The sequence below is a fragment of the Staphylococcus sp. HMSC035D11 genome, from assembly GCF_001836075.1.
In the GTDB taxonomy this organism is placed as follows: domain Bacteria; phylum Bacillota; class Bacilli; order Staphylococcales; family Staphylococcaceae; genus Staphylococcus; species Staphylococcus hominis.
Genome location: NZ_KV827222.1, coordinates 64,812 through 85,006 on the forward strand (window position 1 = coordinate 64,812; position 20,195 = coordinate 85,006).

Consider the following 20,195-nt stretch of genomic DNA (forward strand, 5'->3'; position numbering starts at 1 on the left):
TTTTGTAGACATTTTTATTTTCAAAATAAATGTTTCCATGTATCATTAATAAGTGACGAATATAAATTGAAAGAGGTTTTAAATTTGAAAAAGCATCTGCTTTTGTCATTCGCAATGTGTGCCTCCCTACTATTAACTGGATGTACACATGATCAACATCAACACAAAGAAGTGAAAGTATCTCTTGCACGAGAATTTAACCCGACCCAGTTAGATGCACAAGCGTTTGATGTTCCGATGCCTGTCTACAGTGCAATATATCAACCTCTTGTTACATATGGAGAAAATGGAAAGATTGAGCCTGGTTTAGCTAAATCTTGGGAAGTATCTAATAATGGAAAAGATTATACATTCCATTTAAAACACAACATTAAATTTAATGATGGGTCAACTTTTAACGCAAAAGCAGTCAAATTTTCAATTGAACGTGCGAAAGCAACCGATAAAACGAATCCTATGGAAACCTTGGATAAACTGAAATCGGTCACTCTTAAAGATAACTATACCGTAGACATTCATTTAAAAACACCATCTAATCAGGTATTAAATGAGTTATCACAAGTCCGCCCCCTTCGTATCATGAGTCCAAATGCCGTCAAAGATGGTAAAACGACAGGTCAATTTGAAAAAGCGATTGGTACAGGTCCATTCAAAGTAGCAAATTCAACAAATGAGACTGTGTCTTTTAAACCAAATCCATATTATCGCAACCATCATCCACTGGATTACGATTTAATTTTTCAAACAATTGAAGATAGCGATTCGAGACATCTTGCAATGGAAAGTCATTCTATTGATATTACAGGGGGTTCACTAGGACATTTGACTCCTCAACAAATCAAGGAATCATACCGTAATCAAGATTTAAAGGTAAAACAATATCCAAGTACAGAAACACAGTTCATGGCCTTTAATCCAGAAGTCATGTTCCTAAAAAATAAAACAATACGTGAAGCAATTAGTAAAGCGATTAATACTGATCATTTATCATCAAATAAGCAGCTTAAAGGATTATTCCAAGACGGCGTAGAATTCGTGAATGATACAAATCAACACACCCATTCATATAATCCTACTCAAGCGACACGCTTATTAGAACAATTAGGCTATAAAAAAAATGATCGGGGCTACTTTGAAAAAAATGGACGAGACCTTTCTTTAAAATTAGCGCTACAAACTGATGAATTTCCTGAATGGAAAACAAAAGCAGAAATTATGCAACAAGATTTGAAAAACGTAGGTATTCATTTGGATATTAACGTTTTAGATGCCCAAACGTATTATGAAACACTCACTATCCGAAAAGATTATGATCTTATTTTCTATCGTTCTTATACGAATGCGCTCATGCCATATAACTTTTTAAATGCACGCTTTAAGCAAGACGGAGATAAGCCCGGTATGTTCGCAAACGATGTTCAGCTAACAACAATGCTTAACCGCTTCTCAACCATTACCAATAAGGATGATCAACAACGTGCATTTAATCACATCTCACATCGCATCAATCAACAGTATCTTGAAGTGCCAATTGCTTATCCAAACGAAGTGTTTGTTACAAGTCCTAAAATTAAGCAATTCGAATTCTCAGGACAAACGGATGCACCCATTAATTACGATAAATTGAAGGTATCTCATCATGATTAGTATGATTAAACATTTACTTAAACTTATATTATATTTCATTATTATTTCGTTTATCTTATTTGTGCTACTTGAACATACAACTGGAAATCCAGCGATTCAATATCTACATGAACATGGTGTGGCACAAATCACAGATGAACGAATTAAGATGGCTCAAGATAAACTTGGATTAAGCCAAGCATTGCCTATTCGTTATTTACAATGGTTAGGCCATGCATTTACAGGCGATTTAGGCACGAGCTTTAGTAACGGCGAGCCTGTCACTGACCGTATTGCTAAAGCCGTTGCTCCTACCTTGAAACTTATTTTTATCTCAGCCATCATCTTATTTCCACTTGGCTATATTATTGGCTATCTCTGTGGGAATTATCCTAAGAAAAAGTGGTCTATATTCATATTACGTGCGTCTCAAGTGGTGACATCACTACCAGAATATTGGTTAGCCATTATTTTTATTTACTATTTCGGTGTGAAATGGCATCTTCTACCATTTGTTGGAAGTTATAGCTTTGAATACTTTATTCTACCTATCGCTATTTTAGTCTTAGTTGAAGGGAGTCATATGGTTTTACTCAGCAGTCATCTATTTGAACGTACACTTCGTAATGAAGCATACCAACTTGCCTCATTACGTCAGTTTAAATTAAAAGATCGTATTTACGTACAAGTTAAAGACATCTTAGCGCCATTACTTACGATTACAATTAATAATTTTATTCGTTTATTCAGTCGAGTCATTATTTTAGAAGTCATTTTTAGTATTTCAGGGTTAGGAAAATTGCTTATTATTAGTATTAATCTTCGGGATTATCCACTCATTCTAGGTATTCTAATGATGATGATTACAATCATTATGATATTGAATTTCCTGGGTGATATTTTACTAGAAAAAAGTGACCCTCGTTTGAATATGTCGAAAACGTTAGGAGGGCGAGTAACGTATGAAGATTAAACATTTCATATGGCCTATTGCAATAATCATTTTAGCTGTACTCGCTTATGCCCTATATGATAAAGCAAATCAAATTCATCAATCTCAAGCATTACGTCCCCCAAGTTTACATCATTTACTTGGTACGGATGATTTGGGTAGAGATTTTCTAACACGACTATTTGTAGGTAGCTTGATTACACTTGGTCTTACTGCATTCATTATGATAGGGACAATCGTGCTTGGACTGATCATTGGTCTTATTTCAGCTATAGTAGGTAAATGGTTAGATTCTATCATTATGGCACTTGCAGATATGTTAATCGCTTTACCAGCTATCATTATCGCGCTTGTCGTCCTTGGTTTTATTAATAATTCTGTAGTAGGATTATGTCTTGCACTCATCATCGGCTGGCTCGGTCGCTATTTGCGGTATTTCAGAAATTTAGCACGTGACACGATGACACAACCGTTCGTTAAATTTGCGCCACTTAGTGGGATGTCGAAGTTCCAAGTTACAATACATCACATTGTGCCACATCTCATCAGTGACATTATGGCACTTGTTACTGCAGATTTTGGTAAGTTAATGTTAAGTATTTCCGGTCTCGCCTTTATTGGTTTAGGAGTAAAACCCCCTATTCCTGAATTAGGCGCCATTTTACATGACGGTAAAAGTTATTTCTATTCTGCGCCCTGGTTATTTATCTTTCCAGGTGTCTTATTAGGAGGGTTCGCACTCATATGTCAAATACTCAATCGTCGTCACCTACATTAGATACAGTCCTTTATATCAATGATGTATCTGTTTATCACAAACATGAACCATTACTTAAACAGATACATTTAAAGATTGAAAAAGGAAGCTTTCATTGTTTAATTGGAGAAAGTGGGAGTGGTAAATCTTTACTTACACGTACTGTACTGAATATGAAAGAAGATGATTTAACCTATCGTGGTGAGATTCATCTCGATTTAACGCAAACAGATGCAATGTTCCAAGATGCGAATCGTAATTTTTTCCAAAATGTTCGTATCAAGCGACACTTTGATGCATTGTTTGACTCTATGTCATCTTCATTAACACGTGATCAACAAAAAGCATTTGTATTACGTCAATTTAAACATCTCGGATTGGACCAACCTGAATCCATTTATTATCAGTATCCTTTTGAATTGAGTGGTGGTATGGCACAACGAGTTGCACTTGTCATGGCTATTGTAAGAGAAGCACAGTTTTTAATTGCAGATGAACCGACTAGTGCGCTAGATCAACACAATCGTCATAGTTTAATGGCTCTACTGCATCATGTAGTGACAGAACATGATATGACAGTGCTATTTGTAACTCATGATTTAAACTTAGTCTTAAACTATGCAACACATATCAGTGTCATGCTAAACGGAAACATTGTAGAAACAGGGCGTGCTTCTGATATTTTACGTGATCCTCAGCATGCTTACACGAAGCAATTGATTGAACTAGCTAATAGGAGATATCAATATGTTACAGATTAAACAGTTAAATAAAGCTTTTTCTAATAAACAGATATTTAAAAATTTTAATTATACATTAGAGACACACGATCATTTATTGATAAGTGGCGTAAGTGGAAGCGGAAAGTCTACTTTGGCTCAAATTATTGCAGGATTAGATTCAAATTATCAAGGTACACTCATATATAACGATTTAGAACTTGGCCATATTTCACAACACAAATGGATGAAACATATCCAATATGTGCCTCAATATCATTCGAGTACACTTGATCCAAATAAAACAGTTCATTGGATATTAAAACAACCTTTAATTCATTTTCATTATCCTAAAGCTATACATGAGGACAGAATAAAAGAAGTCATGTCGCAATGTAAGTTAGAATCACAATTACTTGGTAAAAAAGTGAGTACTTTAAGTGGTGGCCAATTCCAAAGGCTATGGATAGCAAAAGCTTTGCTTGTAGAACCAGATGTCTTGATTTTAGATGAAGCAACAACAAATTTAGATATGGTGAACGAAGATATCATCTTACAAATGTTAAGAGAATTTCAACATTTACAGTTAATTATCATTACACATGATTCATATTTATTGAAAGCTTTACCTGGTAAACATTTAAATATTGGTTAATTCAAAATAAAGAGTGGGACAACGAGTTTTGTCTCACTCTTTTCATAAATAGTTCAAATATTTTATAAAGTAAGTTGTAGGTTGAAATCAGAGTATGTTATGTTCAAGTTGCAGTATACGTAGTTCAAATAAAAACATTAGAGGTGATACAACCATGACTCAACAAGGTATTACAGAAACACGTATGCATTCAGATTCAAATCTTGACTCTCATTATCATAAAAAAGATGAACATTATCCTAAAGGGAATCGCTTCTTAAATGTTCTTATTTTTATAGGATGGATGTTACTTGCTCAGATTCCTATTGTTCTTATTTTATTTATTACTAATTTTTCTGCAAAAATGGATGTTACAAGTGGAACATTAGCAACATTATTATTTATGCTGTTAGCCGCTGTCGTTATTTGGCTGGTTAGACGTTATTATCAACGGCATACATATGAGCCAATTAAACCGTTTAAACGCAAAGATATTATGATTAATATCGGATGGGCACTATTACTTCGCGTTATTGTCATTGGAATGAGTTTTCTAATGATGGCAATAACAGGTCAAGCACAGACAGAAAATGATAAGGCATTACTGGGTAACTTTCAAGGCGCGAAACCTTCTCCCGATCAACTTGGACAAGCGTTTCCTGTCATAGTATTTGCACTCACCCTTACGTTTGTAGCGCCCTATTTAGAAGAATTAATTTATCGAGGTATCTTTAAAGAAACGCTATTTAAACGTAGCAGTTTCTGGTTACCATTTATTTTATCCTCACTTATTTTTGCTTCCCAACATGGTATTTCAAATTGGGTTGCGGTCTTAATGTATATCATAATGGGGATGGTGTTCTATCTCGCTTATCATCGTCGTCATAACGTTAGAGATAGTATGATGGTTCATATGATTCATAATGGTGTAACGGGTATTGTGATTATTGTGAGTTACTTTATCGCAATGTTTAGCTAAAAAAGGATACCTGTTAAATGAAGTCGACAACTATTTCGCCAAAAAAGGAGTGGAACGGAATTCATTTTGAATTCGTCGGTCCACTCCTTTTTTAATTCATTCGATCAATCTATATCAATATGATTTGAATCCTCATTAAATGTTTCAGTTTTAATATTTTTATCTTCCAAGAAATTGGCAATATCTTGTTTTTCTTGATCATTTACAATGTCTTGATCTTTATTCACTTGCTCAATATCATTAAAAATAGATGTATCATCATCCGATTTTAATGAGATTTCTAAACTTTTTTGCTCTATGCGATTGGCTGTTGAAATATAACGACTTATTTTATCAGTATAGATCACATAATCATTATTTGGCATCTGATTATTTTGAATGTATTGTGCAAAATTTGTATCATTCTCATTCTCTAATTGAACAAGCTTTTTTAATTTGTTCGCTTCTGTGTTAGATAACTTTTGATTGGAATATAATTTCATTTTATATGTATTCATCGTATCATTGATTTTTTTATCAATGTTAATATACGTTTTAATATCTTTTTTAATCGTTTTTTCAGAAATCTGTGTATGTCGTACTGATGTTTTTTCAAAAACATGATCCGGTATCTTTGTATCTGGTTCTAGACTGATATCTTGATCATCAGAATTCTTATTTTCTTCTGTTGAATGTTCTTCTTGTGTATCCGCTTTGTCCGAAGGGTCACTATCCTCTTTAGACAATCGATGACATCCCACTAAGCCAATAGATAATATGAGAATAAGCGTTACTACCACTATCTTTTTCATAACTTTTCTCCTTAACTACGTTTATTTATCTTTACTTTAAGTATAAAACAATTACAACTACTTTTGAATGTGTTATAAGTTGCTACCTTTATATGGCGTACAGCACATTAACAGAACAATAATCACAATGATATAGCCTATCGTAGAGACGATAGATGTTTCAAAACCAAACTGTCCTCCTGTAAGCACCATATTTTTAAAACGTAAAACATATTGAAAGACGTTATAGTCAGTTTCTTTTGTAGTGATATAAACAACTTGAAAGACATTCCAAAAGAAATGCAAGGTGATACTCGCCCAAATGGTGTTAAATCGATACGTTGCTATACCAAACATCATACCAACTAAAGTGCCACTAACTAACAATAAAAAGAAACTTGTCACATTTAGAGCACCATTCAATAAATGAATGACGCCAAAGAACAGTGAAGTAACGATGATTGCTATTCGAATGTTTGTTTTCTTTTCAATATAGCCCATTAAAAGACCTCGACACACCATTTCCTCGACAATAGCACCAGCTGCAGCTTGCATAAAAATAATGTAACTCAAGTCGTGTATCGTCTTACTGATTGAATTAAAATGATGTACCTTAAAATCTCCCGGTATAAAAATAAAATAAATCGCATATATTACGCACGGTAATGCAATCCCTAAAATCAAATAAATCGGATGAAATACAGGTTTTGTCATTCGATATGAAGATAGAGTTTCTTTAAATACATGAGTAATTATCCATCTTACGACGAGAAATGTAAGTAAAATATAAGTGATACTCGATAAAATCGTTCCGATTCCATAAAATGGTATAATTATATCAAATAATAGCGAGATTATTTGAGAAATTCCCATAATGATTATCGCTAAAAGAAACATACCAATAATTTTTATTATTTTCATTGTTATTCTCCAATATAAGTGATGTATATAAATTTATCATAGCATAGAAAAAAGAGTAAGATTGAATTGACAATGAATTCATTTTCCTACTCTCTTAATATTAAAAATCAATTTCTTTTTGCTATTTTAGATATATATGTAGAAGCTTTATTTTTGTCGTAAATCGTTAAACCAGTAATATCTTTTACATTTTTAGATGGTACAAGCAAGCTTACGATATAACCTAAAATAAAAGCAACTAAAAATGAAATAATTGATACGTAAAATGGTGAGTTTCCTCCACCTATTCCATGAAGTAAATAAGCGATAATTACTCCTGCAAATAGTCCGACAATGACACCAAATGTATTTGCACGTCTTGTGAATATCCCAACTGCAAATATTCCAGCTAACGGCACACCAAATAATCCAGTAATAAGTAAGAATAAATCCCATAAATTATTAGAATCTGCTGCAATTAAATACATCGAAATACCATAGCTTAATAAACCTGCTATCACAATAATTAATCGAGCAAATTTCACTTCTGATTTATCATCCTTTTTTCCAAAGAAGCGATGTTTAATATCTTCAGAAGTACATGCTGAAATTGAATTTAAACTTGATGAAATTGTTGATTGTGCTGCAGCGAATATTGCTGCAATAAGTAATCCACCAATAAATGGGGGCATTTCAGTCAAAATAAAATATGGAACAATTGATGATGTATTAAAACCTTTAGGCAATGTTTCTTGATGCTGATAAAATGAATACATCATCGTACCCATGCCATAGAAAATAGGCGCTGAAATTAGTGCTAAGACACCATTTGTCCATAATGATTTTTTGGTTTCTTCCATAGATTCTGATGCTTGATAACGTTGTACTACATCTTGGCTCGCTGTATATTGATGTAAATTATTAAAAATATTTCCCAGGAAAATAATTGGGATCGCCGCTGCTGCTGAGTTAAGTTTCCAATTATCTGCGCTAAGAATTTTTTTATTCGCAATAGCATCATGTACAATTGTGCCAAATCCACCTTTTATTTCAAAAGCACCGATGATAATGATAAGCAATGCTCCACCAAGTAAAATGACACCTTGGATAAAATCACTCCAAACGACTCCTTCGAATCCACCTAAAAATGTATATAAAATACATAAAATACCTACTAAACTTGCTACAATGTATGGATTAATATCAGATACAGCAGTTATTGCTAAAGTTGGTAAATAAATAACGATTGCAATACGTCCTAAGTGAAAAATAATAAATAATAATGATCCAATTAAACGTATACTTGGTCCAAATCGTGCTTCTAAATACTCATAAGCTGAAGTTACATGTAATTTTTTAAAGAATGGAACATAAAAAGCAATTAATATTGGAATGATTGCTACAATTGCAATATTTCCTGCTATATAGGCCCAATCAGTTAAAAAAGCTTTTTCAGGTGTAGACATAAACGTAATTGCACTTAATGTAGTCGCATAAATAGAAAAACCAATTGCCCACGATGGTAAACGTCCGCTTGCTTTAAAGAAACTATCAGTATCTTGGCTTGCACGTTTAGTAAAATAGGCACCTACTAATAACATTGCCACAAGATAGACGATAACTGCTATCCAATTCCATAACCCAAATCCTATATGTTGCATAAGGAACACCCCTTGTTTATATTCTGTCGTTTAAATTGTGTCGTAATTACAAGTTATAAGTTTCAATTAATTGATTTAATTCTTTACGATTTGCTTCATTAAATGGTGAAAATGGACGTTTAGGTACTCCACCATCGATGCCTCGTGTTTTTAATACTTCTTTTAAAGTAGGGTAAATACCCATGCTTAAAACTGTTTCAATAATATTATTAGTATCATGTTGAATTTTATAAGCTTCTTCAACTTTACCTTCACGAGCTAAATCATAAATTTGACGTGCACGACGGCCATTCACATTATATGTAGAACCAATTGCACCATCTACTCCAGAAATAACTGCTTGAACTAACATTTCATCAAATCCAGACAAAATCAACTTATCTGGAAATGCTTTTCTAATTCTTTCAAGTAAGAAGAAATTTGGCGCAGTATATTTTACTCCTACAATTTTTTCATTATTAAACAATTCTTCAAATTGGTTGATACTAATATTTACACCAGTCAAATCCGGAATGGCATAAATTATCATTTTATTTTGCGTTGCTTCAATAATATCGAAGTAATATTGCTTAATCTCTTCAAAAGAAAACGGATAATAGAATGGTGTTACTGCTGATAATGCATCATATCCTAAATTTGTGGCATACTTTCCAAGCTCGATGGCCTCATTTAAATCTAGTGAACCTACTTGAGCAATTAATTTCACATCATTTCCAACCGCTTCTTTTACAACTTTAAAGATTTGTTTCTTTTGTTCTTTACTAATTAAGAAATTTTCTCCAGAACTTCCATTTACATATAAACCGTCTAATTGTTCAACTTCTATTGCATTCTTTGCGATTTGTTTTAATCCTTCTTCTTTAACTTGACCATTTTCATCAAATGGGACAAGTAATGCTGCATATAATCCTTTTAATTGTTCTTCCATTCGAAATCCTCCAATATATGATCTGAATTTTTTATAATTTTATTATTAATTCAACAGCAATATATTCTATTTATATTTCGAATTGTAAACGCTATCATATTTTTATACAATACTATATGAAAAATATTAACAAATAATTCTAAATTTAATGAAAATAATTTTCAAATTAAAACTAGAGGACTAAAAATGATTTATAGTAGTTATAAAGAAAACTAAGGAGGTTTTTTATATGTATAAAATTGCAGTTGATATCGGGGGCACTAATATAAAACTTGCAGTAATTAACAATGAATTAAACATTATTGATTATAAAACTATTGCTACTCCAGACAATATTCACATTTTAATAACGAACGAAATATACTTAATCATTGATGCATTTATAAAAAAATATCAGCTTAAAAATCCTCAAATTGGTATCTCAAGTGCTGGCGTTGTAGATTCAACTCGTGGAGAAATTGTTTACACTGGACCAACTATTCAAAATTTTGATGGCACAAATTTTTTAAATGTTTTCAAGGAATTGTCCTCAAATATAACTGTTTACAACGATGTAGATGCAGCATTACTTGGGGAACTTTCTTTGCATAATTATGAAGAAAATAACATCTTTTGTCTTACTTTAGGAACAGGAATTGGCGGTGCATTTTATAATAAATCTATTGGAATCTATCAAGGTGCACGTCATCGAGCAAATGAAATTGGTTATTTGCTTTATCGTTCTTCCGATGACAAAACATTTGAACAAAGGGCTTCAACTTCAGCGCTAAAAGATTTAATGCTATTACATCACTTTAAGTATGACACTAACGTACCAAAATTATTTGAATTAGCTGAAGAAAATGACACTGTAGCAATCAATATTTTAGAAGAGTGGAGCCATTCAGTAGCTGAAGGTATCGCTCAATTACAAATTATCTATGATCCTGAACTTATCTTGATTGGTGGAGGTATCTCTTCTCAAAAAGATAAACTATTAAAATATATTAAGCCTAAAATTCATTATTACCTTCCGCCTCATTATGGAATAGCACGTCTTCAGACGACTCGAAGTGGTAATAATGCAGCTTTGTACGGTGCAATACAATAGTAGTTATAAACATGGAGGACTACGCATTCTAGTCCTCTTATTTATTTGCTCCCATGGTTTAGAACAACTTGACGTGTTTGTTGATAGAGTTTATGCATGTAAGGATCTCCAAGAAGAATGTAACTCACAAGATCTAATAAAAAGTGAGTTGCAATCTGTGAATTAATAAATCTTGAATCATTATTATTGGACTGCGCAGACGTAATCAGCACTAAATCTGCATTTTTAGTAATTGTGCTTCCTTCAAAATTAGTAATTACAACAACATAAGCGCCTTGATTTCGTGCTATTTTAGCCGCATCGATAAGCTCACTTGTTTCCCCACTATTTGAAATTGCTACAAACATATCATTCGATGATAATAATGACGCAGAAATCTTCATTTGATGAGCATCTGTGGATACTAAACCTTTTATCCCCATACGCATGGCACGATAATAAAATTCACTTGCTGTTAAACCTGAACTCCCTAAACCTGCGAAATTCACCTGTCTACATGTTTTTAAATTATGTGCTAAGCGTTTAATTTTTTCCTCAGAAATAAACTCTCCAGTTTGTTGAATGATATTTTGATGATAACGATGTATAAGTTGTACTAATGGTGCATTTTCTACAGATTTCTCTGATTTTTCATGTTGCAAACTAAACTTCATATCTTGAAAATTATCGTAATTTAATTTGTTACTGAAACGCGTTATTGTAGCTGGCGATGTTTCAATTGCATAAGCCAACGAATTAATTGTTGAGAAACTATCATCAAGTGGATGCTTTTGTATATATTCTATAATTCGTTTATCTGTTTTTGTTAATAAATGACGACAACGCTGAACTCTATTTTCAAATTTCATTTTACAATCCTCCTCTTTACTCAATTAAATAGCTTATATCTAATTTATTATAAATGAAAATATTTTTCAATTTATAATTTTAAATTGATAATAATTTTCTTAATGTTATGATATGAGTAAATCAATTCAACAGTATTGTATAAATAACCACAAACTCGATATATTCTATTTATAAATATAAATGTTACGGAGTGAATGATATGTTACCACAAGGATTAATCGTTTCTTGCCAAGCTTTACCTGAAGAACCTTTACATTCTTCGTTCATTATGTCAAAAATGGCTTTAGCTGCTTATCAAGGCGGTGCAGTAGGTATACGTGCTAACTCTATAGAAGATATTGTAGCTATTCGCAAGGAGATCAATTTACCAGTTATCGGAATTGTTAAACGAGATTACACTAACTCAAGTGTATTTATAACTGCAACTTCAAAAGAGGTAAATGAACTCATTGAAAGCGGTTGTGAAGTCATTGCTTTAGATGCTACTAAACAAAAACGTCCAAAAGAATCTCTTGAAGAACTTGTGAAATATATTAGAGAAAAAGCGCCTGATATTGAAATTATGGCTGATATCTCAACGATTGAAGAAGCTATTTATGCAGATCAATTAGGTTTTGACTATATTGGAACCACTCTAAGAGGGTATACATCTTATACAAAGGGTCATATATTATATGAAAATGATTTTGAATTTTTAAAGGAAGTACTTAATCAAGTAAACACAAAAGTCATTGCAGAGGGTAATGTCATCACACCTGACATGTATAAAAAAGTGAACGAACTTGGTGTTCATTGTACAGTAGTTGGTGGTGCGATTACACGACCTAAACAAATTACCGAACGATTTGTTGAAGCAGTAAAAAATCATTCATAAACATATGGAGGCGTTTAGATGATGAAATTGATCAATTTAAAAAACAAATCTATCGCAAGTGATTATGTAGCAGTTGAGTTATTAAAGTTAATACAAAGCACGCCGACAGCTACTCTTGGATTAGCGACAGGTAATACGATGACAGAGATTTATCCACGATTATCTGAATTATTAACGGCAAATCGTGTGAATTTAAATGATATTAAAACATTTAACTTAGATGAGTATGTGGGTCTTAATTCATCACACCCTCAAAGCTACTACACATATATGCATGAGCTTTTATTTAATCATAACGAATGGAATGAAGATCATATCTACATTCCAAGAGGAGACGCACCTGATCTTGAAGACGAAGCATATGCTTATGAACAGCGTCTATTCTCTATAGGACAACCCGATATTCAATTATTAGGTATTGGAGAAAATGGCCATATCGGTTTCAATGAACCAGGTACATCTTTTGATAGTCAAACACGCGTTGTAGATTTAACTGATTCTACGATTAAAGCAAATAGTATTCATTTTGATACGATTGATGATGTTCCAAAACAAGCCATTTCTATGGGATTACAATCTATTATGCGCGCAAAACGTATCATTTTATTAGCTTTTGGAGAACGTAAACAAGAAGCTATTGAGCGTTTAGTGAATGGTTCAAAAACTGAAACATTACCTGCCTCTATTTTACAAACGCATCCGAATGTAGATATTATTATTGATGATGTCATATTTAATTATTTAAACCACTAAAAAGGACAGAACGTTCGAGTTCTGTCCCTTTTAATATATTAACTTTACTTCCTATGGATGTTTAAATAATTTTAAAAGCAATGAAATAATAATACAAACTATCGCAATAATTGCGAAAGTAATCAAGAAAATTAAATCCGTTTGAGTGAAATTCACACTGATATCTGACCAACTTTTAAAAGAACTATTATAAAGCGCATTGACTACTACAACTGCTAATAAAGCAATGACCGATAACCATCCTAAAGTAGTAAAGAAATTTTTTGCACTTGGAAATCTTAAATCATTTTGCATTATCTATCCCTCCTTTACTTAGAATTCATATATTATGTAGATTTACTATGTATATACACTAAACTTCATATATATAAACCTAAAAAGATAAAGAGATACTAAATTATTCATTTTTCACCATGCGAGTAGTCTTAAAAATGATGAATGGTACCTGATTTAATCGTTGTATCTACTTGTATATGGTCGTCTACAATTACGATATCTGCATCTTTTCCTATGCTTAAGCTTCCTTTTTGCTTATCAATATTAAGTGCAATGGCTTGATTTAAACTTGCCACTCGCCATAAGTGGTCTAAACTATCATGCGTAAATTGAATTAAATTATGCAGTCCTTCATTCATTTTTAAAATACTGCCTGCAAGTGTGCCATTTTCTAAACGTGCTTCTTTCCCTTTAACAATCACATTTTGTCCACCTAAATCATACTCACCATCTTTCATACCTTTGGCACGCATGGCATCTGTAATTAAATACATGTGAGTAGCTCCTTTTTGCTTATATGCAATATCTACAGCAGCAGGATGTGAATGAATCCCATCACCAATAATTTCAGTGTTTAAACTTTGATTGGTCCATGCGGCACCAAACACACCTGGATTACGATGCTCAAAAGGTGTTGCAGCGTTGTAAAGATGCGTTACATGTTTCGCACCTCGTTCTACCGCTTCATTTGCTTCTTCAAATGTGGCAACAGTATGTCCCATTGAAAAGATGATATCATCACGCAATTCATTTAACGTCTCATGAGCACCTTCGACTTCTGGGGCAAAAGTAATGATTTTAATTAATCCTTTCGCTACCTCTTGAAAATGTCGAATTTTTTCAACAGTAGGACGTTGTACATATTTAGGGTTTTGTGCCCCTACTTTGTGTTCAGAAATAAATGGTCCTTCTAAATGTACGCCACCGATTTCAGCCGCTTCACCTAACGTTTGATTTTCATAACAAGCGACAATATTGTTCAATGCTTTTTCAATATTCTCATCAGATTGCGTCATCGTTGTTGCTAAAAATGTTGTTGTACCTTCAGACAATAATTGTTTAGCTAAATGATTTAAGCCGTCATACGATGCATCCATCGCATCTTCTCCATAGCCACCATGAATATGAATATCGATAAAACCTGGTAACACATGCTTTCCTGCTACATCTATTTGATTTAAATGACCTTTATAATCACCTTTTTGAATATCACTAATTTTGCCATTTTCTACGACAAGATACCCTTTTTCAATAACTTGTGCTTCCGTATAAATTCTTCCATTTGTAATGACATATTGAGACATGATACCCCTTCTTTTCTATAAAATTTCTTATCATTTCAAAGATATTATATCATTTCATATTGTCATCATTAGGCAATTTCTTCTTTTGGAAAAAATTTTCAAAAACGTCATTAAATGATTATATATATTCTTCTCAAACAAGACTATTCTATAAATGAAAAAGATTTGATATCAGGATAAAGAAGAAATATCAATGACAAAAAGTCTCGCGCATGAATGCGCGAGACTTTTATATACCATTTCTAAATTTATCTCAACATCGTGCCACCCTTACCTCAATTGATAAGAGTGGCATTTTTTTCATTATGCTGATTTCTATTTCTTAAAAGTACCTCCCCTTCTAATAATAAAGAAGTCGCCTTGTCAGGCGCCTTTAGTTTCCAACGTGAGAAATGGAGGTGAATGACATGATATATCACGAAATCATTACAGAACTCAATAATCTAAATGAAACGCCACAAACGATAATCGCTCAATATGAACGTATTGAATTTGGTCAATCATGCACTAACGATGAAACATTATTAAACTGCAATTTCACTAAAATCTTTCACAAATTGAATCAAAATCATACACTACGCCCTTATTTAAAACTCATATCGACTAATCCATCTGAATTAATAGAATGGTTCATTCTTTATTCATATGTCCTGGGAAATGACTAGGTTAGACACGATATAACTAACTTAAATTTTCAAATTTAAATAGTACGCCATTTAAAGCGAAAAATACAATTTTTATAAAATAAAAACTTTTAAAGAAATGACCTATCATGTCTAAGGTCGTTTCTTATAATAAATTTAGGTTTTGTGAAAGGAAGCTTTCGCCTATGGAACAAGCATTTAGAGTATTAAATATCTACGATAAATTATTAAAAAATGAAACAGTCAACAAATTAGAACTTGCAACAGAATTTAATGTGAATCCTAGAACGATTCAACGAGATATAGATAATATTCGACATTATCTATATGAATCAACGCTGCACTCAGATCTTGAGTTACAAATTCAATTTGAACAAAGTAAAAATAGCTACTTTATTAAACGTTCTCCTAAATATTCACATCAAGATGACTTACGTGTTCAAGTGACATATGAAGTGACATTTAAGCTATACGAAACGTTAAAAATACGTGATGACATTAAAATTTTAAATAAAAACGATAAAACATATGACGTTCAAATGAATTTAAATCCTAATGAAGCAATTGACTTATGTTTTCAATATCATCGCTCGTTACGATTGATTTCTCCTGATCATCTATTAAAACAATTCACCGTAGAACTTATCAAACTACAAATGATTTATCTAAGAAATGAAGTATGACCTCATAACATGTAGGTTGTAATATATACATCCTACATGTTCATTTTAAAAATTTTATTAAGGAGTTGTTACTATGAAAAAATTCAAACCTTTCCTCATCATAATGAGCTTAGCAATATTCACTTTTTCACTGACAGGATGTAGCCAAAGTATCGAACATAAAAAAGATATTTCTATTAAAGATATTATTAATGATAAAAAGGAACACTTTTTATATACCGTAAGTAATTCCAATGGAGAATCAAAAGTAGATTGGATATACCTCACGAAAGCCGGCAAGATGAAAATGATTGCATTCGATGATTCTTTAGAAATTCCACCTAGCTTAATTAGTAAGTTAGATGCCAACGAAGTCAAAAAAACACTAGATAGTAAAGACGTTGACTATGACGAAACACCTTATCAAGATGTTAAAAGCTATATAGAATTAACCACAGATAACGGAAAACCTTTATTCACATTACTAACTACAAATAACATTTCTAAAAAAGATTTCCAAAATGATATTGGTAAGGCGATGAATCAATCCGCTACCGACAAAGATAGTTTTATGTTTTATACAAGCGTTGAAACAGGTCAATCTCAATATCCCACTAAAAATGTAGAGTATATTGGAACCTTTACAGCAAATCCTTCAGCCCTTAGAGGAGATGATGCGGATGATGACGATTATAAATATACAATGATTAAATTAGATAATAAACATCAAAAACTCGTTGACCTCTCACCTAAAGATAAAGACGTTACACAAGTTAAATTCTCAGATTTCAATATGGAATAAGGAGTAGTTAATATATGTATCAAACAAAAGAACAGTTAATGTCAGATATCGCATTATTAATTAAAGCACATGATCAAAAAGAGTTTCAAAATAAACTCATTCGTCAAGAAGAACAAGAGATAAAACACTTAACATTAAAACAAGTCAAAAAGAAAAACATGTTAATATTATTATTACCGAGTCTTGTGATGATACTCATATCATTGTTTATCTATCACTCAACTAGCCTTATGATGATTGGACTCATTTTACTTATCGTCTGGTTCGTCAAAAATAAAAATATCAGACCTGAAAACAAATCAATTACTAAATCGAAAGGATATAAAAAAGCTGAAAAAGAGCTGAAAGATCAACCCGATATTCAACAGCATCAACATAATATTCAACGTCATCAACACACATTAACTGATATACACCACACTGTAGCAGCTTCTAAAGCCCAACAACGTATTCCAAAAGCTTATACTCACATTCATTCTTTACGTTCAATGTTTAGTTATCTTTATAACCAACGCGCTGATACTTTAAAAGAAGCCATTAATTTATATGAAACAGAATCACATCAAGCACGTATGGAAGGGCAACAACAACAAATTCTTTCTACTGTTACTCAAACAAGTGTAGATGCTAAAGCAGCAAAATACGCGTCAGAATTAGCAGCATCCAATTCCCAAGCATCTGCAATATGGGCAGAAAGAGCGGCACATAGCGCTAGAGCAGCCAATGAAAATGCCGCAGAAGCTTCTCAAAATGCAAGTGCAGCAGCAACTCATGCGTATAAAGCAAGAAAAAATACTGAAAAATAGATATTAAATAAAACACCTTCTAACCAAAACTGCTAGAAGGTGTTTTATAATATGTTCACTACCCGTCTATCTCAAATCCCATATCTTCAATCATTTGGTAATCAAGCTCATTAGGTTGTCCGCCTGTTACTAAATAATCGCCTACAAAGATAGAATTGGCTGCTTGAAGTGCAGTTGCTTGAAGTGAACGTAAATTGACTTCACGACCACCCGCAATTCGAATTTCTTTAGTAGGATTAATCAATCGAAACAGAGCTAAGATACGTAGACACTTTGTTGGAGATAACAAGTCTAACCCACCAAACTTGGTACCTTTAATCGGATGTAAGAAGTTTACTGGAATACTGTCTGCATCAATCTCTTTTAACGCAAATGCCATATCGATAATATCTTCATCTGTTTCTCCCATGCCACAAATCACACCAGAACATGGTGAAATATTATGTTCTTTCATAATTTCAACCGTATTCACTCTATCTTCATATGTATGTGTTGAAACAACTTCCTCATGGTAACGTTCACTTGTATTTAAATTATGATTATAGCGATCAACACCGGCTTCTTTTAATTGTGTCGCTTGTTCATCATCGACTAAACCTAAACACGCACAAATTTTAAGTTGTGGATGAATAGCTTTAATATCTTCTACCGTATCACAAATATGATTTACTTCTTTATTCGAAGGACCACGTCCACTCATTACAATACAATACGTTCCAATTTTATGGTCTGTCGCGACTTGTGCCCCTGCTTTAATTTGTTCTTGGTCCACTAAAGCATAACGTTGTTTTTCTTTCATTTTGACAGATTGACCACAGTAACCACAATCTTCCGGACATATGCCACTTTTCGCGTTTAAAATCATATTCAGTTTTACTTTTTTACCGTAATAATGTTTTCTTACTATATAGGCTTCATTTAATAATTCAAACGTATCAATCGTTTCGTCTTGAAATAGACTTAGACACTCTTCTTTAGTTAACGCTTCTCCATTCAATACACGTTCTGCTAGATTTAATGTCATGATGTTTGTCACTCCTATCTTTTAAAATACACTAATAAAACTCATAATTGTAAACTTTATATAATAATAAGTTTACATTATTCTTTGATTAAATCAAAGGATGTTTTAAAATGAAATGGTCTATGAATATAACCTCAGACAATCCGAAGTAGAACTTGTAACTATTAGATATTTGAGTAACTCATAAAAAAACTTGAGCCTACATATGTAAAATACATATATTAGGCTCAAGCGATTTAATATAACTATTTATTTTGTAATACGTGTACCAATTTTACCTTCTAGCGCATCATTTAAACCTGATAAAGAAGTAATCAACACACTACCTTTGGGATTCTTTTCAATAAATTGAAGAGCTGCTTCTACTTTTGGCAACATACTGCCTTTCGCAAATTGATTATCGGCAATATATCCTTTCATATCATCGACTGTGACGTCACCTAGTCCTTCTTGATTGTCTTTTCCGTAATTAATATAAACATAATCAACAGCTGTTAAAATAATTAATTGATCCGATTGTAAATGAGCTGCAAGTAATGCACTTGTCTTATCTTTATCAATGACTGCATCGACACCTTGATAACGACCACTTTGTTCCTTAACAACTGGGATACCGCCACCACCAGCTGCAATGACAAGCGTGCCATGTTTAATGAGTGTTTCAATACTATCAAGTTCAACAATATTAATAGGTTGAGGAGAAGGCACAACGCGACGATACCCACGTCCTGCATCCTCCATAAATGTATATCCTTTTTCTTGTCTCATTTTATCTGCTTGTTCTTCTGTATAAAATAAGCCAATAGGTTTCGTTGGATGTTGAAACGCTGGATCATCGCTCGCTACTTCGACTTGTGTTACGAGTGTTACAACTTCTTTATTGATACCTAAAGTATGGAGTTCGTTAAGTAAGCTTTCTTGCATTTGATAGCCAATATACGCCTGACTCATTGCGCCACATTCAGGGAATGGGAAAGGCGGGCCTTGTTCATGTTCTGCTGCATAATTTAATCCTAAATTAATACTTCCCACTTGTGGTCCATTCCCATGACTAATGACAACTTCATATCCTTTGTTTATTAAACCAACTAATGATTGAGCTGTTCCTTTTACAAGCTCTAATTGTTCTTTCGGTGATTCCCCTAAAGCATTGCCACCTAATGCGACCACGATTTTAGACATCCA

The 20,195-nt window shown here is 32.7% G+C and carries 22 protein-coding genes; 13 read left to right on the top strand and 9 right to left on the bottom strand.

Translation table 11 applies throughout. From position 1 onward, the window contains the following. The first annotated feature begins 84 nt into the window (after nt 1–84). From HMPREF2647_RS01350 to HMPREF2647_RS01375, 6 genes are all read left to right on the top strand, one after another. The gene (locus HMPREF2647_RS01350; protein WP_070859433.1) at nt 85–1,647 is read left to right on the top strand and encodes a nickel ABC transporter substrate-binding protein; all 1,563 of its coding nucleotides are present in this window, start codon (nt 85–87) and stop codon (nt 1,645–1,647) included. Next, entirely contained in the window at nt 1,640–2,599 is a 960-nt protein-coding gene (locus HMPREF2647_RS01355) for an ABC transporter permease (protein ID WP_002449445.1), read from the top strand. Before HMPREF2647_RS01350 ends, HMPREF2647_RS01355 begins: the two co-directional genes overlap by 8 nt. Next, nucleotides 2,589–3,356: an ABC transporter permease gene (locus HMPREF2647_RS01360; RefSeq protein WP_002449346.1), complete on the top strand. Its 768-nt coding sequence runs from the start codon at nt 2,589–2,591 to the stop codon at nt 3,354–3,356. Before HMPREF2647_RS01355 ends, HMPREF2647_RS01360 begins: the two co-directional genes overlap by 11 nt. After that, nucleotides 3,323–4,096 (top strand): ATP-binding cassette domain-containing protein, encoded by a 774-nt coding sequence (locus HMPREF2647_RS01365; RefSeq protein ID WP_017175528.1) that lies wholly within the window; start codon nt 3,323–3,325, stop codon nt 4,094–4,096. The genes HMPREF2647_RS01360 and HMPREF2647_RS01365 overlap by 34 nt, the downstream gene beginning before the upstream one ends. Next, the gene (locus HMPREF2647_RS01370) at nt 4,083–4,709 is read left to right on the top strand and encodes an ATP-binding cassette domain-containing protein (RefSeq protein WP_002449241.1); all 627 of its coding nucleotides are present in this window, start codon (nt 4,083–4,085) and stop codon (nt 4,707–4,709) included. The genes HMPREF2647_RS01365 and HMPREF2647_RS01370 overlap by 14 nt, the downstream gene beginning before the upstream one ends. A 154-nt stretch (nt 4,710–4,863) precedes the next feature. Next, nucleotides 4,864–5,667: a CPBP family intramembrane glutamic endopeptidase gene (locus HMPREF2647_RS01375; RefSeq protein WP_002449357.1), complete on the top strand. Its 804-nt coding sequence runs from the start codon at nt 4,864–4,866 to the stop codon at nt 5,665–5,667. 104 nt (nt 5,668–5,771) lie between these two features. Here the strand turns inward: HMPREF2647_RS01375 and HMPREF2647_RS01380 are convergent, their stop codons facing one another. The 4 genes from HMPREF2647_RS01380 to HMPREF2647_RS01395 form a co-directional block, all read right to left on the bottom strand. Next, nucleotides 5,772–6,458: an NDxxF motif lipoprotein gene (locus HMPREF2647_RS01380; protein ID WP_049434703.1), complete on the bottom strand. Its 687-nt coding sequence runs from the start codon at nt 6,456–6,458 to the stop codon at nt 5,772–5,774. 72 nt (nt 6,459–6,530) lie between these two features. Beyond that, nucleotides 6,531–7,358: a CPBP family intramembrane glutamic endopeptidase gene (locus HMPREF2647_RS01385; protein ID WP_069723683.1), complete on the bottom strand. Its 828-nt coding sequence runs from the start codon at nt 7,356–7,358 to the stop codon at nt 6,531–6,533. 107 nt (nt 7,359–7,465) lie between these two features. Continuing rightward, on the bottom strand, nt 7,466–8,998 hold the full coding sequence (locus tag HMPREF2647_RS01390) for a sodium:solute symporter family protein (RefSeq protein WP_002454702.1): 1,533 nt from the start codon (nt 8,996–8,998) through the stop codon (nt 7,466–7,468). A 46-nt stretch (nt 8,999–9,044) separates the two neighbouring features. Then, on the bottom strand, nt 9,045–9,926 hold the full coding sequence (locus HMPREF2647_RS01395) for an N-acetylneuraminate lyase (RefSeq protein ID WP_049418090.1): 882 nt from the start codon (nt 9,924–9,926) through the stop codon (nt 9,045–9,047). Between the two features lie 229 nt (nt 9,927–10,155). On the opposite strand from HMPREF2647_RS01395, the gene HMPREF2647_RS01400 reads away from it, so the two are divergent. Beyond that, on the top strand, nt 10,156–11,016 hold the full coding sequence (locus HMPREF2647_RS01400) for an ROK family protein (protein WP_070859435.1): 861 nt from the start codon (nt 10,156–10,158) through the stop codon (nt 11,014–11,016). Between the two features lie 41 nt (nt 11,017–11,057). Here HMPREF2647_RS01400 and HMPREF2647_RS01405 read toward each other — a convergent pair whose 3' ends face one another. Then, nucleotides 11,058–11,864 (bottom strand): MurR/RpiR family transcriptional regulator, encoded by an 807-nt coding sequence (locus tag HMPREF2647_RS01405; protein WP_049334876.1) that lies wholly within the window; start codon nt 11,862–11,864, stop codon nt 11,058–11,060. Between the two features lie 200 nt (nt 11,865–12,064). On the opposite strand from HMPREF2647_RS01405, the gene HMPREF2647_RS01410 reads away from it, so the two are divergent. Next, nucleotides 12,065–12,739: an N-acetylmannosamine-6-phosphate 2-epimerase gene (locus HMPREF2647_RS01410; RefSeq protein WP_002449363.1), complete on the top strand. Its 675-nt coding sequence runs from the start codon at nt 12,065–12,067 to the stop codon at nt 12,737–12,739. Between the two features lie 21 nt (nt 12,740–12,760). After that, nucleotides 12,761–13,492: a glucosamine-6-phosphate deaminase gene (gene nagB / locus HMPREF2647_RS01415; RefSeq protein ID WP_029376794.1), complete on the top strand. Its 732-nt coding sequence runs from the start codon at nt 12,761–12,763 to the stop codon at nt 13,490–13,492. A 51-nt stretch (nt 13,493–13,543) separates the two neighbouring features. Here the strand turns inward: nagB and HMPREF2647_RS01420 are convergent, their stop codons facing one another. After that, nucleotides 13,544–13,786 (bottom strand): hypothetical protein, encoded by a 243-nt coding sequence (locus HMPREF2647_RS01420; protein ID WP_017175592.1) that lies wholly within the window; start codon nt 13,784–13,786, stop codon nt 13,544–13,546. Nucleotides 13,787–13,917: 131 nt separating this feature from the next. Beyond that, nucleotides 13,918–15,072: an N-acetylglucosamine-6-phosphate deacetylase gene (gene nagA / locus HMPREF2647_RS01425; protein ID WP_017175591.1), complete on the bottom strand. Its 1,155-nt coding sequence runs from the start codon at nt 15,070–15,072 to the stop codon at nt 13,918–13,920. 407 nt (nt 15,073–15,479) lie between these two features. Between nagA and HMPREF2647_RS01430 the strand changes: the two genes are divergently transcribed. The 4 genes from HMPREF2647_RS01430 (at nt 15,480) to HMPREF2647_RS01445 (ending at nt 17,986) form a co-directional block, all read left to right on the top strand. After that, nucleotides 15,480–15,737 carry a hypothetical protein gene (locus HMPREF2647_RS01430; protein ID WP_017175590.1) on the top strand — a complete coding sequence of 86 codons (258 nt, stop codon included), beginning with the start codon at nt 15,480–15,482 and terminating at the stop codon, nt 15,735–15,737. A gap of 164 nt (nt 15,738–15,901) precedes the next feature. After that, the gene (locus HMPREF2647_RS01435) at nt 15,902–16,399 is read left to right on the top strand and encodes an HTH domain-containing protein (RefSeq protein WP_017175589.1); all 498 of its coding nucleotides are present in this window, start codon (nt 15,902–15,904) and stop codon (nt 16,397–16,399) included. Nucleotides 16,400–16,472: 73 nt separating this feature from the next. Then, nucleotides 16,473–17,180, top strand: a complete 708-nt coding sequence (locus HMPREF2647_RS01440) for a hypothetical protein (RefSeq protein WP_017175588.1) — start codon at nt 16,473–16,475, stop codon at nt 17,178–17,180. A gap of 14 nt (nt 17,181–17,194) precedes the next feature. After that, entirely contained in the window at nt 17,195–17,986 is a 792-nt protein-coding gene (locus tag HMPREF2647_RS01445) for a hypothetical protein (protein WP_017175587.1), read from the top strand. 58 nt (nt 17,987–18,044) lie between these two features. On the opposite strand, the gene bioB is transcribed toward HMPREF2647_RS01445, so the two are convergent. Both bioB and arcC read right to left on the bottom strand, forming a co-directional pair. Further along, a complete protein-coding gene (gene bioB / locus HMPREF2647_RS01450; protein WP_017175586.1) occupies nt 18,045–19,010 on the bottom strand; it encodes a biotin synthase BioB in 966 nt (321 codons plus the stop codon). Nucleotides 19,011–19,259: 249 nt separating this feature from the next. Then, nucleotides 19,260–20,192 (bottom strand): carbamate kinase, encoded by a 933-nt coding sequence (gene arcC, locus HMPREF2647_RS01455; protein ID WP_017175585.1) that lies wholly within the window; start codon nt 20,190–20,192, stop codon nt 19,260–19,262. Nucleotides 20,193–20,195: the final 3 nt, after the last annotated feature.

Excerpts from the sequence above, each read along its gene's own strand:
- HMPREF2647_RS01395 (WP_049418090.1), bottom strand. The coding sequence starts at position 9,926 with ATGGAAGAACAATTAAAAGGATTATATGCAGCATTACTTGTCCCATTT.
- HMPREF2647_RS01365 (WP_017175528.1), top strand. The coding sequence starts at position 3,323 with ATGTCAAATACTCAATCGTCGTCACCTACATTAGATACAGTCCTTTAT.
- HMPREF2647_RS01390 (WP_002454702.1), bottom strand. The coding sequence starts at position 8,998 with ATGCAACATATAGGATTTGGGTTATGGAATTGGATAGCAGTTATCGTC.
- HMPREF2647_RS01400 (WP_070859435.1), top strand. The coding sequence starts at position 10,156 with ATGTATAAAATTGCAGTTGATATCGGGGGCACTAATATAAAACTTGCA.
- HMPREF2647_RS01420 (WP_017175592.1), bottom strand. The coding sequence starts at position 13,786 with ATGCAAAATGATTTAAGATTTCCAAGTGCAAAAAATTTCTTTACTACT.
- HMPREF2647_RS01375 (WP_002449357.1), top strand. The coding sequence starts at position 4,864 with ATGACTCAACAAGGTATTACAGAAACACGTATGCATTCAGATTCAAAT.
- nagA (WP_017175591.1), bottom strand. The coding sequence starts at position 15,072 with ATGTCTCAATATGTCATTACAAATGGAAGAATTTATACGGAAGCACAA.
- HMPREF2647_RS01430 (WP_017175590.1), top strand. The coding sequence starts at position 15,480 with ATGATATATCACGAAATCATTACAGAACTCAATAATCTAAATGAAACG.
- HMPREF2647_RS01360 (WP_002449346.1), top strand. The coding sequence starts at position 2,589 with ATGAAGATTAAACATTTCATATGGCCTATTGCAATAATCATTTTAGCT.
- HMPREF2647_RS01370 (WP_002449241.1), top strand. The coding sequence starts at position 4,083 with ATGTTACAGATTAAACAGTTAAATAAAGCTTTTTCTAATAAACAGATA.
- HMPREF2647_RS01410 (WP_002449363.1), top strand. The coding sequence starts at position 12,065 with ATGTTACCACAAGGATTAATCGTTTCTTGCCAAGCTTTACCTGAAGAA.
- bioB (WP_017175586.1), bottom strand. The coding sequence starts at position 19,010 with ATGACATTAAATCTAGCAGAACGTGTATTGAATGGAGAAGCGTTAACT.
- HMPREF2647_RS01355 (WP_002449445.1), top strand. The coding sequence starts at position 1,640 with ATGATTAGTATGATTAAACATTTACTTAAACTTATATTATATTTCATT.
- HMPREF2647_RS01405 (WP_049334876.1), bottom strand. The coding sequence starts at position 11,864 with ATGAAATTTGAAAATAGAGTTCAGCGTTGTCGTCATTTATTAACAAAA.
- HMPREF2647_RS01385 (WP_069723683.1), bottom strand. The coding sequence starts at position 7,358 with ATGAAAATAATAAAAATTATTGGTATGTTTCTTTTAGCGATAATCATT.
- HMPREF2647_RS01435 (WP_017175589.1), top strand. The coding sequence starts at position 15,902 with ATGGAACAAGCATTTAGAGTATTAAATATCTACGATAAATTATTAAAA.
- nagB (WP_029376794.1), top strand. The coding sequence starts at position 12,761 with ATGAAATTGATCAATTTAAAAAACAAATCTATCGCAAGTGATTATGTA.
- HMPREF2647_RS01445 (WP_017175587.1), top strand. The coding sequence starts at position 17,195 with ATGTATCAAACAAAAGAACAGTTAATGTCAGATATCGCATTATTAATT.
- HMPREF2647_RS01440 (WP_017175588.1), top strand. The coding sequence starts at position 16,473 with ATGAAAAAATTCAAACCTTTCCTCATCATAATGAGCTTAGCAATATTC.
- arcC (WP_017175585.1), bottom strand. The coding sequence starts at position 20,192 with ATGTCTAAAATCGTGGTCGCATTAGGTGGCAATGCTTTAGGGGAATCA.
- HMPREF2647_RS01380 (WP_049434703.1), bottom strand. The coding sequence starts at position 6,458 with ATGAAAAAGATAGTGGTAGTAACGCTTATTCTCATATTATCTATTGGC.